The 19,898-nt window shown below is 33.1% G+C and carries 21 protein-coding genes and 1 other RNA gene; 7 read left to right on the forward strand and 15 right to left on the reverse strand.

From position 1 onward, the window contains the following. Window positions 1-178: 178 nt before the first annotated feature. Both OQ292_RS04730 and OQ292_RS04735 read left to right on the forward strand, forming a co-directional pair. Entirely contained in the window at window positions 179-823 is a 645-nt protein-coding gene (locus tag OQ292_RS04730; protein ID WP_284684902.1) for a hypothetical protein, read from the forward strand. 80 nt (window positions 824-903) lie between these two features. Next, entirely contained in the window at window positions 904-1,851 is a 948-nt protein-coding gene (locus tag OQ292_RS04735) for a hypothetical protein (RefSeq protein WP_284684903.1), read from the forward strand. 6 nt (window positions 1,852-1,857) lie between these two features. Here OQ292_RS04735 and OQ292_RS04740 read toward each other — a convergent pair whose 3' ends face one another. The 6 genes from OQ292_RS04740 to OQ292_RS04765 form a co-directional block, all read right to left on the reverse strand. Then, a complete protein-coding gene (locus OQ292_RS04740; protein ID WP_284684904.1) occupies window positions 1,858-2,262 on the reverse strand; it encodes a hypothetical protein in 405 nt (134 codons plus the stop codon). Then, window positions 2,259-3,767: an acetyl-CoA carboxylase biotin carboxylase subunit gene (locus OQ292_RS04745; protein WP_284684905.1), complete on the reverse strand. Its 1,509-nt coding sequence runs from the start codon at window positions 3,765-3,767 to the stop codon at window positions 2,259-2,261. The genes OQ292_RS04740 and OQ292_RS04745 overlap by 4 nt, the downstream gene beginning before the upstream one ends. A gap of 314 nt (window positions 3,768-4,081) precedes the next feature. Next, window positions 4,082-4,873, reverse strand: coding sequence for an LrgB family protein (locus OQ292_RS04750; RefSeq protein WP_284684906.1), 792 nt, complete (start codon window positions 4,871-4,873; stop codon window positions 4,082-4,084). Beyond that, complete coding sequence (locus tag OQ292_RS04755; protein WP_284684907.1) at window positions 4,873-5,217, reverse strand: CidA/LrgA family protein; 345 nt, start codon at window positions 5,215-5,217, stop codon at window positions 4,873-4,875. Before OQ292_RS04755 ends, OQ292_RS04750 begins: the two co-directional genes overlap by 1 nt. 73 nt (window positions 5,218-5,290) lie before the next feature. Next, window positions 5,291-6,568, reverse strand: a complete 1,278-nt coding sequence (gene tyrS / locus OQ292_RS04760; protein ID WP_284684908.1) for a tyrosine--tRNA ligase — start codon at window positions 6,566-6,568, stop codon at window positions 5,291-5,293. Between the two features lie 80 nt (window positions 6,569-6,648). Beyond that, window positions 6,649-7,218, reverse strand: a complete 570-nt coding sequence (locus tag OQ292_RS04765) for a hypothetical protein (RefSeq protein ID WP_284684909.1) — start codon at window positions 7,216-7,218, stop codon at window positions 6,649-6,651. A 192-nt stretch (window positions 7,219-7,410) separates the two neighbouring features. Between OQ292_RS04765 and OQ292_RS04770 the strand changes: the two genes are divergently transcribed. Both OQ292_RS04770 and OQ292_RS04775 read left to right on the forward strand, forming a co-directional pair. Next, window positions 7,411-8,400, forward strand: coding sequence for an acyl-CoA synthetase family protein (locus OQ292_RS04770; protein ID WP_284684910.1), 990 nt, complete (start codon window positions 7,411-7,413; stop codon window positions 8,398-8,400). Between the two features lie 124 nt (window positions 8,401-8,524). Beyond that, window positions 8,525-8,668, forward strand: a complete 144-nt coding sequence (locus OQ292_RS04775) for a hypothetical protein (protein ID WP_284684911.1) — start codon at window positions 8,525-8,527, stop codon at window positions 8,666-8,668. Between the two features lie 50 nt (window positions 8,669-8,718). Here the strand turns inward: OQ292_RS04775 and OQ292_RS04780 are convergent, their stop codons facing one another. Continuing rightward, entirely contained in the window at window positions 8,719-9,870 is a 1,152-nt protein-coding gene (locus OQ292_RS04780; RefSeq protein ID WP_284684912.1) for a sigma-54-dependent transcriptional regulator, read from the reverse strand. Window positions 9,871-10,016: 146 nt separating this feature from the next. Next, window positions 10,017-10,401, reverse strand: an RNA gene (gene rnpB, locus OQ292_RS04785) — RNase P RNA component class A. Between the two features lie 110 nt (window positions 10,402-10,511). Between rnpB and OQ292_RS04790 the strand changes: the two genes are divergently transcribed. Then, window positions 10,512-11,618 (forward strand): DUF1573 domain-containing protein, encoded by a 1,107-nt coding sequence (locus OQ292_RS04790; RefSeq protein ID WP_284684913.1) that lies wholly within the window; start codon window positions 10,512-10,514, stop codon window positions 11,616-11,618. Window positions 11,619-11,683: 65 nt separating this feature from the next. Here the strand turns inward: OQ292_RS04790 and OQ292_RS04795 are convergent, their stop codons facing one another. From OQ292_RS04795 to OQ292_RS04805, 3 genes are all read right to left on the reverse strand, one after another. Further along, window positions 11,684-12,517 carry a leucine-rich repeat domain-containing protein gene (locus tag OQ292_RS04795; RefSeq protein ID WP_284684914.1) on the reverse strand — a complete coding sequence of 278 codons (834 nt, stop codon included), beginning with the start codon at window positions 12,515-12,517 and terminating at the stop codon, window positions 11,684-11,686. A gap of 166 nt (window positions 12,518-12,683) precedes the next feature. Continuing rightward, window positions 12,684-13,796, reverse strand: a complete 1,113-nt coding sequence (locus OQ292_RS04800; protein WP_284684915.1) for a glutaminyl-peptide cyclotransferase — start codon at window positions 13,794-13,796, stop codon at window positions 12,684-12,686. A 109-nt stretch (window positions 13,797-13,905) separates the two neighbouring features. Beyond that, window positions 13,906-14,745 carry a phosphopeptide-binding protein gene (locus OQ292_RS04805; protein ID WP_284684916.1) on the reverse strand — a complete coding sequence of 280 codons (840 nt, stop codon included), beginning with the start codon at window positions 14,743-14,745 and terminating at the stop codon, window positions 13,906-13,908. A 226-nt stretch (window positions 14,746-14,971) separates the two neighbouring features. Here OQ292_RS04805 and OQ292_RS04810 point away from each other — a divergent pair, with 226 nt between their 5' ends. Both OQ292_RS04810 and OQ292_RS04815 read left to right on the forward strand, forming a co-directional pair. Further along, entirely contained in the window at window positions 14,972-15,940 is a 969-nt protein-coding gene (locus tag OQ292_RS04810; RefSeq protein WP_284684917.1) for an isopenicillin N synthase family dioxygenase, read from the forward strand. A 117-nt stretch (window positions 15,941-16,057) separates the two neighbouring features. Continuing rightward, the gene (locus tag OQ292_RS04815; protein ID WP_284684918.1) at window positions 16,058-16,321 is read left to right on the forward strand and encodes a YtxH domain-containing protein; all 264 of its coding nucleotides are present in this window, start codon (window positions 16,058-16,060) and stop codon (window positions 16,319-16,321) included. Between the two features lie 35 nt (window positions 16,322-16,356). Here the strand turns inward: OQ292_RS04815 and OQ292_RS04820 are convergent, their stop codons facing one another. The 4 genes from OQ292_RS04820 to OQ292_RS04835 all read right to left on the reverse strand — a co-directional run bounded on the left by OQ292_RS04820 (window position 16,357) and on the right by OQ292_RS04835 (window position 19,856). Next, window positions 16,357-17,334, reverse strand: coding sequence for a polyprenyl synthetase family protein (locus OQ292_RS04820; RefSeq protein ID WP_284684919.1), 978 nt, complete (start codon window positions 17,332-17,334; stop codon window positions 16,357-16,359). A gap of 62 nt (window positions 17,335-17,396) precedes the next feature. Beyond that, window positions 17,397-18,014, reverse strand: coding sequence for a 16S rRNA (guanine(527)-N(7))-methyltransferase RsmG (gene rsmG / locus OQ292_RS04825; RefSeq protein WP_284684920.1), 618 nt, complete (start codon window positions 18,012-18,014; stop codon window positions 17,397-17,399). A gap of 127 nt (window positions 18,015-18,141) precedes the next feature. Next, the gene (locus OQ292_RS04830; RefSeq protein WP_284684921.1) at window positions 18,142-18,747 is read right to left on the reverse strand and encodes an RNA polymerase sigma factor; all 606 of its coding nucleotides are present in this window, start codon (window positions 18,745-18,747) and stop codon (window positions 18,142-18,144) included. Then, window positions 18,738-19,856, reverse strand: a complete 1,119-nt coding sequence (locus OQ292_RS04835; RefSeq protein ID WP_284684922.1) for a glycosyltransferase — start codon at window positions 19,854-19,856, stop codon at window positions 18,738-18,740. Before OQ292_RS04835 ends, OQ292_RS04830 begins: the two co-directional genes overlap by 10 nt. Between the last annotated feature and the right edge of the window lie 42 nt (window positions 19,857-19,898).

The following is a 19,898-nucleotide window of genomic DNA, read 5'->3' on the forward strand; positions in this document are numbered from 1 at the left end:
CGTTAACTTCAATGCGATTAAACTTTTAGAAATCCTGATTATTATTTTTTACTATTATTTACAAAAAATAAGGAATAAAATATAACTTAAAGTTATTTCCCCCGTATAAAATTTCAAACATCAATTAATATTAGTTATTTATTACTACTATTTTGAATTACACTCAAATTTTATAAAAATGAAAAAACAATTCATTCTACTATTTTCTATTCTATTGTCTTTTGGTATAGCTAGTATTTCTTTAGCTCAACCTCCAAAGTTGAAAAAGAAAGATCTTAAGGCGATGAAAGAAGCTCGTAAGCAAGGAAAAAAAATGAAAAAAGATGGTTGGAATGTTGCTCCAGGTGCACTACCAATAGAGAAATCTCTTGAACGCTCTTGGTCAATGTTACTTGATTACGATGAAGAAGGTAAAAAGAAATATTTAGATGCAGATGGTAACGCAGTAGCAGAGTCTAAATCTGCAGCAGATTTACAAGCTTTAGAGCTAGCTAAACTAAATCTAGCTGGTCAAATCGAAACTCAAGTTGCAGCGTTAATCGAAGCTTCTGTAGCTAACCAACAGTTAACAAGAGAAGAGGCTGCTTCAGTTACTAAAGTTGTTGCAGGTTCTAAAAACATGATTAAAAACGTAATTAACGAAGTTGATCCTGTTTACAAAGTATACAGAGAAGTGGGAAGAAAAAATATTGAAGTTCAATTAAAAATCTTCTACGATCGTGAAAATGCGATGAACGGTGCAAAAAAAGTGATCAGAAATAAATTGGAAGAAGAAACCAATATTATTCACGAGAAACTTGATAACATCCTCGATTTAAAATAATAATTTAAAAATATAAATAAAAGGTTGGTTAATTTGGCTACAATCAAATTTTCCAACCTTTTTTTTTAAATGAAGATAAAATGTGGAGCCTCAACAAATCATTCAAAACTTCTTTAGTTTTAACTGCACTAATACTTACTCTTCAAACTTCTTTTGCTCAAAAAGCAAAACTCGTAAATGTTTCAGGAAGCGCCGAAATCAGAATGGAAGAGGCAAATTGTATAGGTGAGGCTAAACAAAGAGTGATAGATGCCGCAAGAATTAACGCACTTGAAAAAGTTTTTGGGAGAGTTATAGTACAAGGTACAAATACTTATATTGAAAATATACAAAGTGGTGATAGGGTTCAAACAAACACTCAAATGAACACTATTGGAAACTCAATGGTAAAGGGTGAAATTGTTGAAATGGAGATTGAAAAGCTTGAATGGGTTACGAGAGATCAAGAAAACACAAGCGGAATAAGCAATGAACTTTGGCTATTTTGTGAAATAAAAGGTAAAGCTAGAGAAATTACAGAAGCAGAAACTGCTTTTGAAATATACCCAATGAATTGCATTACTGAGAATTGCGTAACCAGTAATTTTCATAATAGAGATAGGATGTATTTCAATTTCAGATCACCTATAAAAGGTTACCTTAGTATTTATATGGAAGATAATGAAGATGGCAAAGTTTATAGATTATTCCCTTATAGTAAAATGAATGGTGATATGGAAAATGCTGTACCAGTTAATTCTGATGTAGAATATATACTATTTTCCGAAGATCATCATAAAAACTACTTTCCTGATTTAAGCAGAAGCATAGTTGATCCTATTGTTGCTTACACTACAAAAGAAAAATTATTTAACCGAGTATTTGTAATCTTCTCTGAAGAAGAATACAAAAAACCAATTCTGGAAGTAAATCCAGAAGCTGGAGGTATTAAAACTATTGATCCAGATCGATTTCACAAATGGATTTCTCAAAATGAGAGAAACCCAAAATTTCAGGTGAGCAATTTGGATATTACTATAAGTAAATAAAATAGCTTACAAAGAAGGCAAAACAAGACTTATCTCATTAACCTGATTAATCGAATTAAATCTAATGTGATAACTTTTGCCTTCCTTTCCTTCCTTCCCTTCACACTGAGCACCAGGCTCTAAATAATAGATATAGAATTTTTGATTTCTTTCAAAAAGCTGAACTTTATCAGGAGCTCCAAGGAAATTCCTTGTCTCTGTTTCACTAAGACCTATTAATTGCTCTTTAATAGTATCAAACTCTTCTTTTATTTCTAATCTTTCACCATTACAGCCTTTTTTGTCTTGCCGCCAAGTATTGCTACTAAATGCCTCTTCAGATATTCTCTGGCCCGTGCATGCACTTAGCACAGTCAATAAAAAAAGATAAATATATTTTTTTGCTGTAAATAGTTTTTTTGTATTAATCATCTTAATCTTTCTTTCCACTTACTATTACCTGCTTTATTTTGTATTGGGTTTGCAGTTTCATTTGCTCCTGTCTTTTGCAAATATTCATATATCAAAACTGATGCAGCCTGATATTCCTGTTCAGATAACTCTTGCGAAAGTACTTCAGGAGCAAAAAACTTTTCCACGAATTTGGTGGTAAATTTACCACTTACAAATGAATCGTGACCTAAAACAAATTGACAAAAAGGTAAAGTTGTTTTAATACCACTAATATTATACTCTTCAATTGCTCTTAGCATTCTGGCGATTGCCTCATCCCTGTTTTTAGCATGTACAATTAGTTTTGCTATCATGGGATCATAAAAGATAGGAATTGGTATACCTTCCTCATAACCGTCGTCTACTCTTACGCCTAAACCTTGAGGTCTCTGGTAAATATTTAATGTTCCAGTATCAGGTAAAAAATTATTTTCAGGATCTTCAGCATATACCCTGACCTCAATAGCATGGCCTCTTTTTTCAACTTCGTCTTGTGAGAAACTCAATGCACTTCCCTCAGCAATTTTAATTTGCTCTTTTACCAAATCAATTCCTGTGATCATTTCTGTTACTGGATGCTCCACCTGAAGGCGTGTATTCATCTCAAGAAAATAATAATTTAAATTTTCATCCATGATGAACTCTACAGTACCCGCACCAAAATAACTACAAGCTTTTGCAACGTTTATAGCATCTTTACCCATCTGAGCTCTTTTTTCTTCTGTAATCACTTTAGATGGTGCTTCTTCAATAACTTTTTGGTGCCTTCTCTGCACAGAACACTCCCGCTCAAACAAGTGGACTATATTACCATGTTGGTCACCCAAAACTTGTAATTCTATATGCTTAGGTGAGGTTATATACTTCTCAATAAAAACAGAGCCATCTCCAAATGCAGATTGTGCTTCGCTTACTGCTCTTTCCATTTGCTCTTCGAAATCTTCCTCTTTTTCAACCACTCTCATTCCTTTACCACCTCCACCAGCACTCGCTTTAATTAGAATAGGATAACCTGCTTCTTGCGCTTTCTTTTTAGCTAGATTAATATCTTTAATAGCTTTATCTGTTCCAGGAACCAAAGGTATATTATAAGCCTGAACAGCAGCTTTTGCGGCTAACTTATCTCCCATTACTTTTATAGCTTCTGGAGATGGACCAATAAATACAATACCTGCTTCACTTACATTTTTGGCAAAATCAGCATTTTCAGAAAGAAAACCATAACCCGGATGGATGGCATCAACATCTAAGGAAAGTGCAACATCAATAATTTTTTTACCTTGAAGATAAGAATCTGTTGAAGGAGATTTTCCAATATGACAGGCAAAATCGGCAAGTTTCACATGGGGAGCATTTCGATCAGCATCACTGTAAACAGCAACGGTCTCGATTCCCATTTCTTTAGCAGAGCGAATAACTCTTATTGCTATTTCTCCTCTATTGGCAACTAATATTCTTTTAAATTTTTTCTGAGTAATATTCATCAACAAACATATTTACTTATGTCGATAAATATACAATTTAAATGTAATGAAAAAGTAAAAAGGAAAGAATTTAGGTGGGATTTCTGAAAAATAAAAACACAAGGGTAGAAGTAAATCTACCCCTTGTGATTCTTTCAACCAGCTATGAAAAAAGAAATACTTAACACAAAGCATTAAATATTTACTATTGTATTACAAATGTATAAATATATTTGAAAACGCAAACTAAAGGCGTCAAAAAAAACTTTATAAGGGGAACTTTTTTTATTCATAATTGGCCATCTTTTCTTTTTCCAAGATTCCTTTTTGTTTTTTCAAGAAAAAAACATTGAAAAGCAGCTTATTTTTAGTTTTGTTTCAGATGTAAGAATTTTACTAGAATTGAAAAAATTATTCAGGTAATTTGAGATTTGATCCCAATCTCCAATAAAAAAATAAATTAAAAATATAAACACAACTGTAAACACTCCTGCTAAACCTATAGAAAGTGCTGCTGCAGTTCCTGTAGTTTCTCCTTCTTCTACTGCTCTTGCTGTTCCGATACCGTGAGCTGCTGTTCCCATAGCTAATCCTCTTGCAAATGCATCTTTAATATTTATCATGTTTAAAAATGTGGGCCCTACTACAGCTCCAAAAACACCAACTGCAATTACTATTGCAGCAGTTAACGCAACAATGCCATTGGTTTTTTCTGCAATACCTATAGCTATTGGTGTAGTTACCGATTTGGGAGCTAAGGTTGCCACTATTTTACTTTCTGCTCCAAGAAGGTATGCGATAGCTGTAGCACTTAAAATTCCTGCAAGACTTGCTAGTGAAACACTCCAAAAAATTGCTTTCAGGTTTTTTCGTATCAAATCCCATTGTTGAGATAACATAAAGCCTAATGCTACCACAGATGGCCCCAAAAAAAACGTAATTACATTTACACTCTTTGAATACTCTGCAGCTTGTACACCGCTAATTTTTAGAATAGCAATTAAACATATTACACTCACTAATACTGGGTTTAACAAGGGTGATTTAAATTTTTTATATAGTGTAAGTGCTATATAATATATAAGCACGGTTAAACTTACCCATAGTATTTCTGCAGAAAACCTCATTATCTCTTTTTCAAATATAAAAACACAGATGCAGCAACAGCCATAACTATTAATGAACTTAAAACAGAAGCCAGCACAATCACTAATAAGTTATCTTTCAATAAACTTTCGTATGCTAATAGCCCTACTCCTGCTGGAATGAAAAACAGATTTAGCAAACCAATCAATTGTTTTGAAATTCCTTCAACAGCATCTCTTTTTATTAGACCATATTGTAAGCCTGCAAACATGAAAAGCATCCCGATTACATTTCCAGGCACAGGAATATTAAGAGCAAAACTTATAAACTCACCTACCGCAAACAGCAGCATTATAATTACTAGACCTTTTAAAAACTGAGGCATCAATATTCAATTAAATTCAACAAAAAAGCCACTTAATATATTAAGTGGCTTAAAATATAATTCAAATTATTTTTTATTCAGCTTCTATTAGGTAGTAGTTTTTCTTCCCTTTTTGAACTAACAGATATTTTCCTTGTAAAAGCTCGTGGTCTACTAATGCGTCTGCTGCTGCAATTTTTTCTTTATTAATACTTACACCACCATTTGCAATCATCTTTCTAGCTTCTCCTTTTGAAGAAAACACTGAGGTTTGCTCTGCAAGAAAAGTTAGAACATCAGGCTTACCAGAAATACTGTCTTTAGAAACCGTAAAACGATCTACCCCTTCGAATACCTCAAGTAAAAGTTTTTCATCTAAAGATCTTAATGCTTCTGTAACACCAGATTTTTTAAATAATATTTCTGATGCACTTACAGCATTCTCATAATCCTTCTCAGAATGAATTCTAGTAGTAATATCTTGAGCAATAATTCTTTTTAAAGCATTAGGATTATTTTCATTTTCTTTCTCAATCGCTTCGATTTCTTCTTGAGAAAACAGAGTAAATACACGTAATACTTTTGAGATTTCAGTATCTGCTATGTTAAGCCAAAACTGATAAAATTTGTAAGGGGAAGTTCTCTCTGCATCTAACCACACATTACCAGCCTCACTTTTACCAAATTTACTTCCATCAGCTTTAGTTAGAAGCGGAGTTGTAAGTGCATATGCCTCACCACTTTCCATTCTTCTAATTAGCTCTGTACCAGAAGTAATATTTCCCCACTGATCTGATCCACCCATTTGCAGTGTAATACCATCTTCTTTATACAAATGGCAGAAATCGTATGCTTGTAGTAACTGGTAAGAAAACTCTGTAAAAGAAATACCTTTATCTTCTAATCGAGATTTCACAGAATCTTTAGCCATCATATAGCTTACAGATAAATGTTTTCCCACATTTCTTAAAAATTGAAGAAAACCAATCTCTTTAAACCAATCGTAATTGTTTACAATAACAGCAGAGTTATCACCACAATCAAAATCAAGAAATTTCTCAAGCTGTGATTTTACACCTGCCTGATTTTCTCTTAGGGTAGTTTCATCTAGTAGATTACGCTCCTTAGACTTTCCAGAAGGGTCACCAATCATACCAGTAGCTCCACCAACAAGCGCGTAAGGTTTTCCACCAGCTAACTGTAATTGCTTGAGCAACATTACAGTAGCTAAATTACCAATATGTAAAGATGAGGCTGTAGGGTCAAAACCTATATATCCCTTAACCATCCCCTTTTCAAAATGCTCTTTCAATCCAGGAGTGGTATCATGCACCATACCTCTCCATGATAATTCATCCAACAAATCTTTCATGGCCGCAAATTTAGGGATTGTTTCAATTTAGACTACTAAAGCATCTAAAAAAAGACCAGTTATTTTACTACTATTAAGAGTTAATAGCCTATAACAGTAATTGTATCTGATTCTATGATGTTACTATCTTGTAGGTCTCTATCTGCAATTTGTATTTCAAACTTAATTACATCACCTTCACTTAGAGGACTAGTTCCACTTGAAGGCAATAAAATAAACGTATACTCTAAATCACCTTCTATTGGCTTTTCTTTTTCAGAATCGCTTAAGTGCGGAAACACCCCTGAAAAGCTCGATTCATCTGGGTATTCAACTAATTGAAATACATCTCCCTCTCTCCTATAAACATCAATAAAGTAATTATTTCTATACTTGTTTAGTGTAGAATCTCCTGTATCACTTACTAAGTAATCTGCAAAATCAGGATTATCGGCATCTTCACCATTTAAATCTAAACCCAAATTACCATCTCCATCTTGAAATGTAATTGTAATCTCGACACCACCTTGTGGCTGGTTAAATGCATCTAAAACAGTATATTGTTGTATTGACTTAAAGTCAATCTCAGGAACATTAGAATATTCTGGTTCTGAAAAACAACCTCCTAAAAATAAAAGTAAAATTGCTGGTATATAGCGATGTGACTGCATGATTAAAGAAAAAAATTAAGCTCTCAAAATTAGGACATTATGTATACTAACACACAAAAGACAAAAAATATCCCACAAAAAATCTATATGTTTAAAACTTCTTTTTGTCATTTTTTGTATGATTAGCATTGTGCAAATTGAGACACCAAAATGCAACTAAAAGTTGTATAATTAATAACTTGCTTAAAGAAAATGGTTGAAAAATTAAAAGAAGAGGTATTAAAAGATAAGAATGAGCAGGAATTTAAAGAATTATGTCTTGAAATCTTTTATTTTCAAGCGAAAGAAAACCCTGTTTATAAAGAGTATTTAGAAGCTTTAAAGGTAAAACCGAAAGAAATTAACCGTATTGAAAACATACCGTTTCTTCCCATTTCCTTTTTCAAAACCAGTAATGTAATTTGTAAGCATGCCAATCCGGTAATCACTTTTGAAAGTAGCGGAACAACTGGTATGCAAACAAGTAGACATTTTGTAAGTGACCCTGATTTTTACAAAGTTGCTTCTGAAAAGATTTTCAACAGTTTCTATGGTTCATTAAAGGATTTTTCAATTTATGCTTTACTGCCATCATATTTAGAAAGAAGTAATTCTTCTCTAATATTTATGGTTCAACATTTTATCGAAAATGCCCAAAGTGACTCTGGTTTTTTCCTACATAATATAGAAAAACTTGTTGAACAATTAGCTGAAGCGAAAGTAAAAAACAAGAAAATTATACTGTTAGGAGTCACTTTTGCCCTATTAGACCTTGCCGAAAAATACGAAATTGACCTTTCGTCAGTTATAGTGATGGAAACAGGAGGAATGAAGGGAAGAAGAAAAGAAATGATAAGAGAAGAAATACACGAAATACTCAAAAGAAAATTGAATATTTCTGAGGTTCATTCGGAGTATGGAATGACAGAGTTATTATCTCAGTTTTATTCTAAAGGAAATGGAGTGTTTTCTGGACCAGATTGGGCAGGAATTTTGATTAGAGACGTTAGTGACCCATTTTCTGTTGATACAATTAGACAAAATGGAACAATTAATGTAATTGACTTAGCTAATATAGATTCCTGTTGTTTTATCGAGACAAATGATATTGGAAATTTTACTACAGAGGGAAAAAAGGAATTTGAGGTGAGAGGAAGACTAGATAAATCAGATATAAGAGGCTGTAATCTATTAATTACTTAATTTGTCTTAATACAATTACTATTAGTCTAAAAAGATTATAATTTTATACAAAGATTTTTTTAATTAGAATATCAACCAAAGATCAAAATAACCAATTTATATTAATTTGAAAAACCTGTTTGTCATGAAGCTTAAATTGTTATTATTCTCATTTTTTTTAGCAGCTGGCTTATCTTCTTGTGCATATAAGACATGCCCAACTTATGCAAAAAAAGATATTCAAAAAATGGAGAAAAAAGAGATTAAAGAAATAGATGCCAGAGTATAAAAAAAAGAGCCAGTATTTAAATACTGGCTCTTTTTTTACAATTCACCTAATTAAAGATACTTCTCAACATCATCTCCAGTGATCTCCTGCTGGCTCATAATTACAAGTCTTTCAGTTACATTTCGTAGTTCACGAATATTTCCAGACCAATCTGCTTCTTGCAATTTTTGAAGTGCCGCTTCAGTAATATTTTTAGGGCTCTCTCCATACTCCATTGCAATATCTCCCAGAAACTTATCTACAAGTAAAGGAATATCATCTTTTCTATCATTCAACGAAGGAACTTTAATCAAAATCACACTAAGTCTATGATACAAATCTTCTCTAAATTTCTTTTTAGAGATTTCTTCTTTTAAATCTTTGTTCGTCGCTGCAAGTACTCTTACGTTTACTTTAATCTCTTTATCTCCACCAACTCTCGTTATTTTATTTTCTTGCAAAGCTCTTAATACTTTTGCTTGAGCAGAAAGACTCATGTCTCCTATCTCATCCAAAAACAGCGTACCACCATTAGCTTGCTCAAATTTACCAATTCGTTGCTTTACTGCTGAAGTAAAAGCTCCCTTCTCGTGGCCGAATAACTCACTCTCTATCAACTCAGCAGGAATAGCTGCACAGTTTACTTCTATTAATGGTGCAGAAGAACGCTGACTTTTAGTATGTAACCATTTGGCAACCAACTCTTTCCCAGAACCATTTGGTCCCGTAATTAAAACTCTAGCTTCTGTAGGAGCAACTTTCTCAATAGTATCTTTCACAGATTCTATTGGTTCAGATTCTCCTATAATATCAAAAGTTTTAGATATTTTCTTTTTGAGTACTTTAGTTTCTTGTACTAAATTAGATTTATCTAGCGCATTTCTAACAGAAAGCAACAATCTATTTAGATCTGGTGGCTTCTGTATAAAATCGAATGCACCTTTCTTTGTTGACTCAACTGCAGTATCAATTGTACCATGTGCAGATATCATAATAAACTGCATATCTTTACCCAATTCCATTGCCTGCTCTAACAGTTCAATGCCATCCATCTTAGGCATTTTAATGTCACACAGTACCACATCGTAGTCGTTAGCCTTTATCATCTCCAGTGCTTCTTCACCGTCTTTGGCTTCATCTATCTTATACTTTTCAAATTCAAGGATTTCCCGGAGAGTATATCTAATACTCTTTTCGTCATCTACAATTAAAATTTTTGCCATAAGAAGTTTATCCCAATAAGGTTGAGGTTTTCAAAAAATAAAAAATAACCCTTAGTATCAAAAAACGGCATTTTAAGACATTATTATCACTAAAAAGTTAATAGATAGAGATCTACTCCAATATTCTTATTTTAGTTTAAAAAATTACCAAATACAAACCTATAAGCCGGGTTCTGTATTTTACAATTGCAAAATCCTTATCATTTGTCTCGCATACAAATCACTCTGTATGTCTATCAACTTACCCGCCTTGCTCTCTTACGACATCGAACGAGCAATTCTACTCCTGTTTCCAGGTAAGACAAGGCTTATTTAGTTTTTCAACCCACAAGGTTTACCCTGCCTTTGCTGTCACCAGCAAAGCGGTAGGCTCTTACCCTACCATTTCACCCTTACTCTTTTTACAAAGAGCGGTATATTTTCTGTGGCACTTTCTGTAACCCTAAGGCCCCTTCCCGTTAAGAAGTGTGGTGCTCTGCGTTGCCCGGACTTTCCTCTTCTAAATAAAGAAGCGATAAGACAGTTTATATTTGGCATGCAAATTTATACTTTTTTATTGCCTTGATCAAATATCCTTTTTATTACACTTTTTATGAAAGGACTAAGCAGTTTATATATTTGTATTTTTAATCTCATTTTTTATGCTAAGAAAAATATTTTTTCTCGCCCTATATCTAGTAATACATCAATTAACTGCTTTTGCTCAGAATGGCATTATCAGTTTTGAAAACACCAGAGCAGAGTTGGGAAGTATTTCAGAAGAGGAGTTTCCTGTTAAATATAAATTTGAATACATAGTAGCTGGAAGTGCACCAGTAAAAATATCTACAGTTGATACAGACTGTGCATGTACTGTATCAAATTTTTCTACAGAAGCAGTTGAACCTGGAAGTAAAGGCTATGTAGAAGTTATATTTTCTCCATATAAAGCAGGGCCTTTCCAAAAATCTTTTACTGTTATTGCAGAAAATGCTGTCCCCAAAAAAACAGAATTAGTGATAGATGGATTTATTGAACCATTCTCGTTGAATACAAGTATCGACTTTCCATATGTGAATAAAGAAAATTTAAGATTTAGAAATAAATATGTTTTTCTTGGAAACATCACTAATAAGGGAATTATAAGGAGAAAGGTCGAAATCTATAATGACAATGACAGCACTTACCTTCTTGCAGACAGTATTACAGGCCCAGACTATATGGAAATTGGCTTTAGCAATGGTTTTGAGCTTCCATCTAGACAACCTAGTAATATATCATTATTTTATAATCCGGAACTAAAAAATGACTTTGGAGAAGTAACAGATAGTATTACACTTTATAAAATTGGTGAATCTGAAGAAATTGTTCCAGCATTTAGTATAGTAGTAAAAGCTTCTATTCAACAACATTTTTCAAATAGTTTCTCAGAAAGCGAATTAGGAAACTTTCCAAAACTAGTTGTTTCTGATTCGATTGTAAATCTTGGCAACATCTCACTTAGTGAAAATGAAGATAAAATTGTAGAATTTGTGATTTCTAATAGTGGAGAAACTGAACTTGAAATTCAAAAAATTGTCACAAATTATGGATGTGAAATTTATAAAATAGATAAAAGAACAATAGAGCCTTTCGATTTTACTAATCTTAAAGTTGCAGTAAAAGATATTGGAAAAAAGGGGACTCAAGATCGATCTGTGCTTATTTACTGTAACGACCCAAACAATACAGTAAAGCAGCTCACCATTAAACTGAATGACAGAGAATAGCATTCAGACATAAACAAAAGAGCCAGCTTGTATAGCTGGCTCTTTTGTTATGAAAACTTTATTATTTAATAAACCTCACAATTTGGATTAGCATTTACAAATTTCTGAATATGCTCATCTGTAACATTCGTGTCGTCACAATAAACAATAGATAGACTACTAATTCCATTTAATGGATCAAGACTACTCACACCAGTGTGTTGAAATACTACTTCTCTCAGGTTTTTCATATTTTTAAGTGGAGCAAGATTACTTACACTCGTTCTTAAAAAAGATATTTCTACAATTGAAGCGATGTCACCCAGAGGCTCTAGGCTACTTACCTTTGTATTATTACAATACAAAACCTCCAAACTTTTTAAATTTGCAAGCGGTGACAAATCTTCTATTGGAGTACTTGAACAATCAATTACTTCTAAATTTACTAATCCTTTCAGCGGGCTTAAATCTGTTATTTTTGTTTTATAAATCTCAAGCTTTTTAAGATTTTGTAATTTAGAAATAGGAGATAAATCTAAAACTTTAGTTTGACCTATATTAAGGTTACGTAATTCTTCCAACTCGCTAAGTGGTTCAATGCTCATAATAGCTGTTTGATCACACCATAAAGATTTAAGCTTTTTAAGCTCTTTAAGCGGCTTTAAACTTGTAATGGTAGTCATAGAACAGTCTATCGCATCCATTGCATAGATCTTGTCGAAATCAGCTTTTGTAGGATTTTCATTAACCCCCACATTAGAAACAAAAAAACGTTTCCAGGCAGGCTCTAGCCCTTTCCACCAGGTTTCGTTAATTCCGTGTTCTTCATTAGGAATCTTGGTTGGGGCAAATGAAAAAAGTTGGCTTGATACAAATATTAGTATCAATAGATTTAATGCTCTAACCATATTATTATACATTGACATAACATTTTGAATCCGAAAAAGAATACTCTTTCAAATTATTGAACGCATTAGTGTCAATTGTAATACAGTATAGTGTAGTTAAGAATTGATTTTATTGAAAAATTTAAGTATTTGCCAAATTTTAATGATACTTATAAGTCAAAAAGAAGAAGGAATTTTACTATTTCTTAAGCTTAATTTCAAAAAGCTTTGTCCACCACTTACCTGTAACATATAACTTATCAGTATCTTTATCATAGGCAATTCCATTAAGTACATCCCCTTTTTGTGGAGTTATTGCTTTTTCTCTTAACCCTGAGAGATCAATTTCACCCAAAACTTTTCCACTTTTCGGATCTATTCTTACAATTCGGTCGGTCTGCCAGATATTTGCATAAATTTCACCATTAATAAATTCCAACTCATTTAGTTGATCAACTGGCCCCTTATTATTGTAAACCTCAATTCTTTTTACTTCTGTAAAAGAACCCGGATCCATATAATATAAAATATTGGAGCCATCACTCATAATCAAATACGTGCCATTAGTTGTGAGTCCCCAACCTTCTGTGGCATATTGAAAATCTCTTTTGAATTGGAATGTTTCTTTATCGTAGACTTTACCAACTCTAGACTGATAGGTAAGTTGAAAAATCTCATCGTTAAAAATCACAATACCTTCGCCAAAAAGAGTTGCATCTAACTCTCTAAATTGAATTATTTCGCCAGTCTTAATATTTACTTTTCTTAATGAAGAACTTCCTTTCCTTCCAGTTCCTTCGAATAATTCTCCATTTACAATTAGTAAACCTTGCGTCCAAGCATTGCCATCATGAGGATATTCATTAATAATATTGTACGAATATTCTTCAGGAACAACATCCGAAAACAATTCTATAGTTTCTTGTCTTCTATCTCTTGTTTGGTCTGCAAGCTTACTCATAGCTGTAACAATATGCTTTCCTGTCCCCAAATCTTCAGTATTAAAACCGAAGCTAAATGGCTCTGTATCTGTAATAAATTTTTGTCTGCCATCTATTAACCAAGTTACAGTATCGATGCCAGGAGCTCCTTTTAAAGGGACAATACTTAATGCTATGCTATCTCCCGTTTTAAAGGTTTCAGCGTCAGTATCAAACTGAATTCCGGTAACTGGCTTTTTTCTTATATCCAGTTGCTTTCTTTCCTTCTTTTCATCCTTACTAAGTTTGGGAGGTTTGTTTGTGTCGCCACAGCTACTTGCTGCTAAAAGGAGGATAAGTACGACTAAAAATAGGTTTCCGGAAAATTTCAATTCTAAAAAATGTTAACTTAAAAATTAAAAAACGATCTCAGCAGATCTATATATTATAAACCAAACCGAGATCGTCTTATTCAAATATTTTCTAAAAAAATTTAACTTATTAGTTAAGCTGACTTAATTTGAAAGTACGCTCAATTGTATTAAATCCGTCTCCTACAGGATTTCCTTCACCATCTACTAATTCTAATTTAATAGTGTTATCTCCCATTGGAAGACCTTCTACAAAATATGGAGTCCAAGTATCAAACATAAATTCTGTAGAGCCATTAATAGTAGCTTTAACTTTATTGCCACTTTCTGAAATATCAGTATTTACTAGATAAAAGTCTAAAAGAAGTTTTTTAGTATCATCTCCACTGTACTCACCTTTTGGTCTGCTATAGAAAAGTAATGGTTGACTTAAATCAGACTCTTCAGTTGCACTACCTACATTAAACTGAGTTAACACATAAGCAGCATCAGTTTTAATACTTTCGTGGTAAGAACGAGAGATAAATGAAAGTGCAACATAGTGTCCGTCTTTCAAGTCTACATCAAACTTATTTTCGTATTTTGCGATATAAGGCTCGTTGTTAAGAATTAAGTGAATGTGCTGTCCTTTACCAGAATTAGCACAATCTTTTTGCTCCGCATCAGTAGTTTGCGCGCCTAACTCATAATTAGTTACCGTATAATCAAACGTAGTGCTTCCAGCAGTTAAAGTTTCGTTTAACGTTGGTGCATTAAGTTCTAGTTTAGCATCTGGAAATTCTGGAGATGTAGTTGCTGGATATATTTTGATACCATCTTTTTCCATTACAGTTTCATCTGCAGAAGCAGTAGTCTCTTGAGTAGTTTCAGTCGTGTCGCTTTCTTCCTGTGTATTAGTTGTTTGTTGTCCGCTACATGCGTAAAAAAACAAACTAAGTACAGTTAATAAATTCACTAAATAGTTTTTCATAATTCAGTTTTTAAATATTAGGTTTATTCTTCTAATAGTATAAATTAATTAGAGAGCATATGGTTTTTGAAATGTAAAAATGCGATGAAAAAATGAAAAACTTTAATTTTGCCGATATTTATCATTATTTATAAAAGAATTAAACCCTCTGATAGCTAAATTGATTTATTTTGAAGAAAACCAGTCTAAAATTGACTATTTAATAAAAGAGTAACTAATAAAAAATATGAAACTATACAACGAAATTCCTTCTCTTGACCTTAACGATTTTACTTCTGGTGATCCTGAGAAAAAAGCTGCTTTTGTAAAAGCTTTAGGAGATGCCTATAACGAAATTGGTTTTGTTGCGATAAAAAACCACGGATTAACAGAAGAAATGACCCATAAGCTTTACTTTAATGTAAAAGCATTTTTTGGTCTAAGAGAAGATTTAAAACAAAAATACGAGAAGCCAGAATTACAAGGCCAGCGAGGATATATTGGTAAAGGAAAAGAGCATGCTAAAGGCAGAACAACCGGAGACTTAAAAGAATTTTTTCATATTGGTCAGGAAAAGAAAGAGGGAGACGAAGTAACAGCAGAGTACCCACACAATATATGGCCAGCAGAACTTCCTGATTTTCAAAATGTTGGAAACAAGGTATTTAGAACCTTAGAAGAAACTGGTTTACATATGCTTCGTGCAATTGCCATTTATCTTGGTTTAGACGAAAACTTTTTTGATGACAAAGCAAGTAAAGGAAACAGTATTTTAAGACCTATACATTACTACCCTATTCCTAATCCTGAAGAAGTACCTGATGATGCAGTAAGAGCTGCTGAACACGGTGACATCAACCTAATTACTTTATTAATGGGCGCTAGTGCAGATGGCTTGCAAGTATTAAGACGCGATGGAGAGTGGATTCCTATAACTGCACTACCAGACCAAATAGTTGTGAATGTTGGCGACATGCTAGACAGGTTGACAAACCATAAACTAAAATCGACCATACACAGAGTGGTAAACCCACCAAAAGATAAGATGAATTCTTCTAGATATTCTATTCCATTTTTTATGCACCCTCGCTCAGATATGGACTTAACTTGTTTAGAAAGTTGTGTTGATGAAGAAAATCCTAAAAAATACAGCGATATGACTGCTGGCGAGTTTTTGGCAGAAAGATTAGCCGAAATTGGATTTGGGAAAAAATAATTGCTTTTCTCAAATACTTTATCCTTTGTTTTATGTTATATGGATAGACATTTGTCTCTACTGAACATGTAATCTCTATCATTTTTTTTAATCCTAATAATTAAACTTTTTTCATCTATGAACAATAATGCCAAGATATTACTCGCAGCGTTAGCAGGCGCTTCACTCGGAGCTATAGCTGGTTTACTAGTAGCTCCAGGTAGTGGAAAAGAAACTCTAGATGACATTTCTAAAAAAGCTGACGAACTTAAAGGTGAGTTAGAAGATATGGCAACAAAGAGTACAAAATCTGTTAAAGAATTGGGCGATGCAATTTCTGAAAATATTAGAAAAAGCATGAATGGTCTTAAAAAAGAATTGAGCGACGAAACCAAAAGCTAACAAAAAAAAACGGCTGATAAATCAGCCGTTTTTTTTTATTTTTTTCTTTCAATTACAAAACTCATGAGTTTCTCAAGAGAGATTTTATAAATCGAATCGTCAAAATCTTTGAGCATTTCTTTGGCTTCATCAAAATACCTAAACATTGCATCTCTTGCATAGTCTAAGCCACCAGAAGCCTTTACAAAATTGATTACCTCTTTTACTTTTTCAGGGTCTTCGCTTTTGTTTTTTACTATATTAATCATTTTTCTTTTTTCTAACCACGATGCATTGTTAAGTGCATAAATTAGTGGCAGCGTCATTTTCTTTTCTTTTATGTCTATACCACGTGGCTTACCAACTTCATCTTCTCCATAATCAAAAAGATCATCTTTTATCTGGAAAGCAATACCTAACTTCTCTCCCATTATTCCCATCTTCTTCTGTATTTCCACATCAGCATCTGCCGAGCTGGCTCCTACAGAACAACAAGCCGAAAGTAATGTAGCCGTTTTTTGTCTGATAATTTCAAAATAAATTTCTTCTGTAATATCTAACCTACGAGCTTTCTCAATTTGTAGCAACTCGCCTTCACTCATCTCTCTTACTGCATTAGAAATTATTTTTAAGAAACCGAAATCGTCATTATCTATAGACAAAAGCAATCCTCTCGAGAGCAAGTAGTCACCTACAAGCACTGCAATTTTATTTTTCCATAAAGCATTTACTGAGAAAAAACCACGACGATAATGGGCATCGTCTACAACATCATCGTGCACAAGAGTTGCTGTATGAAGAAGTTCTATAAGCGCTGCACCTCTAAATGTCGATTCTTTTATACCTCCACAAACTCCGGCAGTGAGCAATACCAGTATAGGCCTGATTTGCTTACCCTTCCGCTTTACAATAAAGCTCATAATGCTATCTAGCAAAGGAACTTTACTTTTCATGTAATTGCGGAATTTGCGCTCAAACTCTGCCATCTCACCTGCAATAGGTGCCTGTATGTCTTTTATCGTAACTGTTGTCATGCCAATATCCGGCAATATTACTATCAAATTATCTAATAAAACAAAAACCTGTCGACTTTCTACTAGTATGGTATATACACAATCTTCTTTGTTGTGAAGAATTCTTCGTTAAAAGCCTTTTGCAAATCTACAATCTGATAGGGAAATTTTAGACCTTTTAGTTCATCTTCGAGATCGCCACCTTTCAGAAAATAAAATCCACTTTCTCCCTTATCGTCTTCTTTTACTTTGTTTTTCACCCAATTGAGCAACATATCTGTTTTTGCAACCGCTCTTGAAACTATGTACTCAAACTTGCCTTTTACCTTTTCTGCTCTTTGGTGTGCATAAGTAACATTTTTCAAATCAAGTGCTTTACTTACTTCTTCTACCACCTTTATTTTTTTTCCTATTGAATCAACCAAGTGAAATTGTACATTAGGATAGTAAACTGCCAATGGCAAACCCGGAAAACCGCCACCTGTTCCAACATCCAATACATTTGTTCCATCAGCAAAGTTAAAATGATAGGCAATAGATAAAGAATGTAAAATATGCCTTTCTTCTAGGTTTTCAATGTCTTTTCTTGAAATCACATTGATTTTGGCATTCCACTCTTTATACATTTCCAGCATTAACTCAAATTGCTTTAACTGTGCGGGCGATATTTTTTCACCAAAGTATTTTTGTAAAAGCTGCATATTAACATCAGAAATTTAGCAATTCTGCAAAGCTAGTCAATTAAAACTGAGTGGATGTTATATATCTCACAAAAAACAAAAGACAGCCTTTGGGCTGCCTTTATAAATATCTTGATTGGCTAAATGTTTAAATCACATTCTTACTGTTTTTTACTAAATCATACAGTAATTCCCTAGCTCTGTGTAACTGTGCTTTTACGGTACCTAAAGGTGCATCAAGCTCTTTCGCTATCTCGTCATAAGAAAGCTCTTCAAAGTAGCGTAGCTTTACCAGTTTCTGATACTTCGCTGGCAACAGATTTACAAACTTGCGTACTAGCTCTATTTTTTGAGTTTTTATAGCTACTTCCTGCGGATCGAGGCTTTTATCTTTTATATCAATACTTACGCTATCACCATCGTCTTTGGTAATATCTGCATTGATACTCATTGTATCAAGTTTTTTCTTTCTAATAAAGTCAATACAATTATTGGTAGCTACTCTAAAAAGCCAAGTGCTAAAAGTGTAATCTTTCTTAAATTTAGACAGGTTTTTAAAAGCTTTGGCAAATGCTTCGATAGTCAAGTCTTCCGCATCATCCACATTTCTTACCATTTTTAACATGGTATGATAAACCGACTTTCGGTATTTGTCCATCAAATCCGCATAAGCCTTCTCGTCTCCTTCAATTGCTTCATCTATGAGCTTGAAGTCTTCGAGTGCCTTATCCGAAAACTTTTTATTTACTTCCATTTTATATTTCGGTTTGTAAGAGTAGCTAAACCAGTTACAATATAATATGCAACGTAAAACAATTCAAAAATTGGTGCAAAACCAGTTAAATGCCAGTGATGATTCTTTTTATTTAGTTTTTGATCAACTTTTTTCAAAACCAGCCAAACTGTTAACATTCTAAATAAATAAACTGCAACAACAATAACAATTTTATACCAAATGATTACTAGCAGCAGCAATGTTAGGTAAAAAAAAATCTGACTTATGTTTAAAATACCTAAAATTAATACAATCTTTAAAGGATAATGCACTCCAACCGAAAGATGTCTCATTTTCTGCTTAAACCAGCCTTTCCAGTTTTTTTCTGGAACTGAAACAGTCTGACTATCTAATGAACAGACATAAGAAGTATTTTCAGCAGTTGCTAAACCACTTACAAAAAGATCGTCGTCACCGCCAGTAATTTTTGCAATTTTCTCGAATCCTTTATTATCTATAAAAAGTTTTTTTCGATAAGAAAGGTTTCTTCCTACGCCCATATATGGTATTCCTGCATGAGCTAAAGAATAATACTGTACTGCTGTATAAAGGGTTTCCCATCTAATAAAAAAATTGAGTACAGAACTGTCCGCAATATAGGAAGAATAACCGAGTACTATACCAGTTTTTTCACTATAATTAGCAACTATAGTATTAATCCATTTTGAGGTATAAGGTAAGCAATCGGCATCGGTAAGAATTATAATTTCTCCATTAGCCCGCTCTATACCCTTACTAATTGCATATTTTTTTGGATTTACACCTGTAGGTATTTCTGTATGGTGAACTACTTTAAGCCATTCATTTTGTTTTTCCCAATGGGTTAAAATTTCACCAGTTTTATCATCAGATCGATCATTTATAATTATCACCTCAAAATTCTGATACTCTTGTTCTTTAAGTTTAGGCAGCAAATTTTTAAGATTTTCATATTCATTTCTGGCTGCAATAATTACAGATACCTTTAAATTAGTTACCGAAGATTGTATTTTGGGTTTAGAGAATGCGAAAGGAGCGAATACAAACACGTAAAAAAGTACCTGTATACTGCAAGAAATCAAAAATATTAGAAAGATAATGTGAGCCAAGTTAGCTTTTAGTTGTAATCCTTTTTATTAAATAATAAAATT

Source organism: Chondrinema litorale, assembly GCF_026250525.1.
Taxonomy (GTDB): domain Bacteria; phylum Bacteroidota; class Bacteroidia; order Cytophagales; family Flammeovirgaceae; genus Chondrinema; species Chondrinema litorale.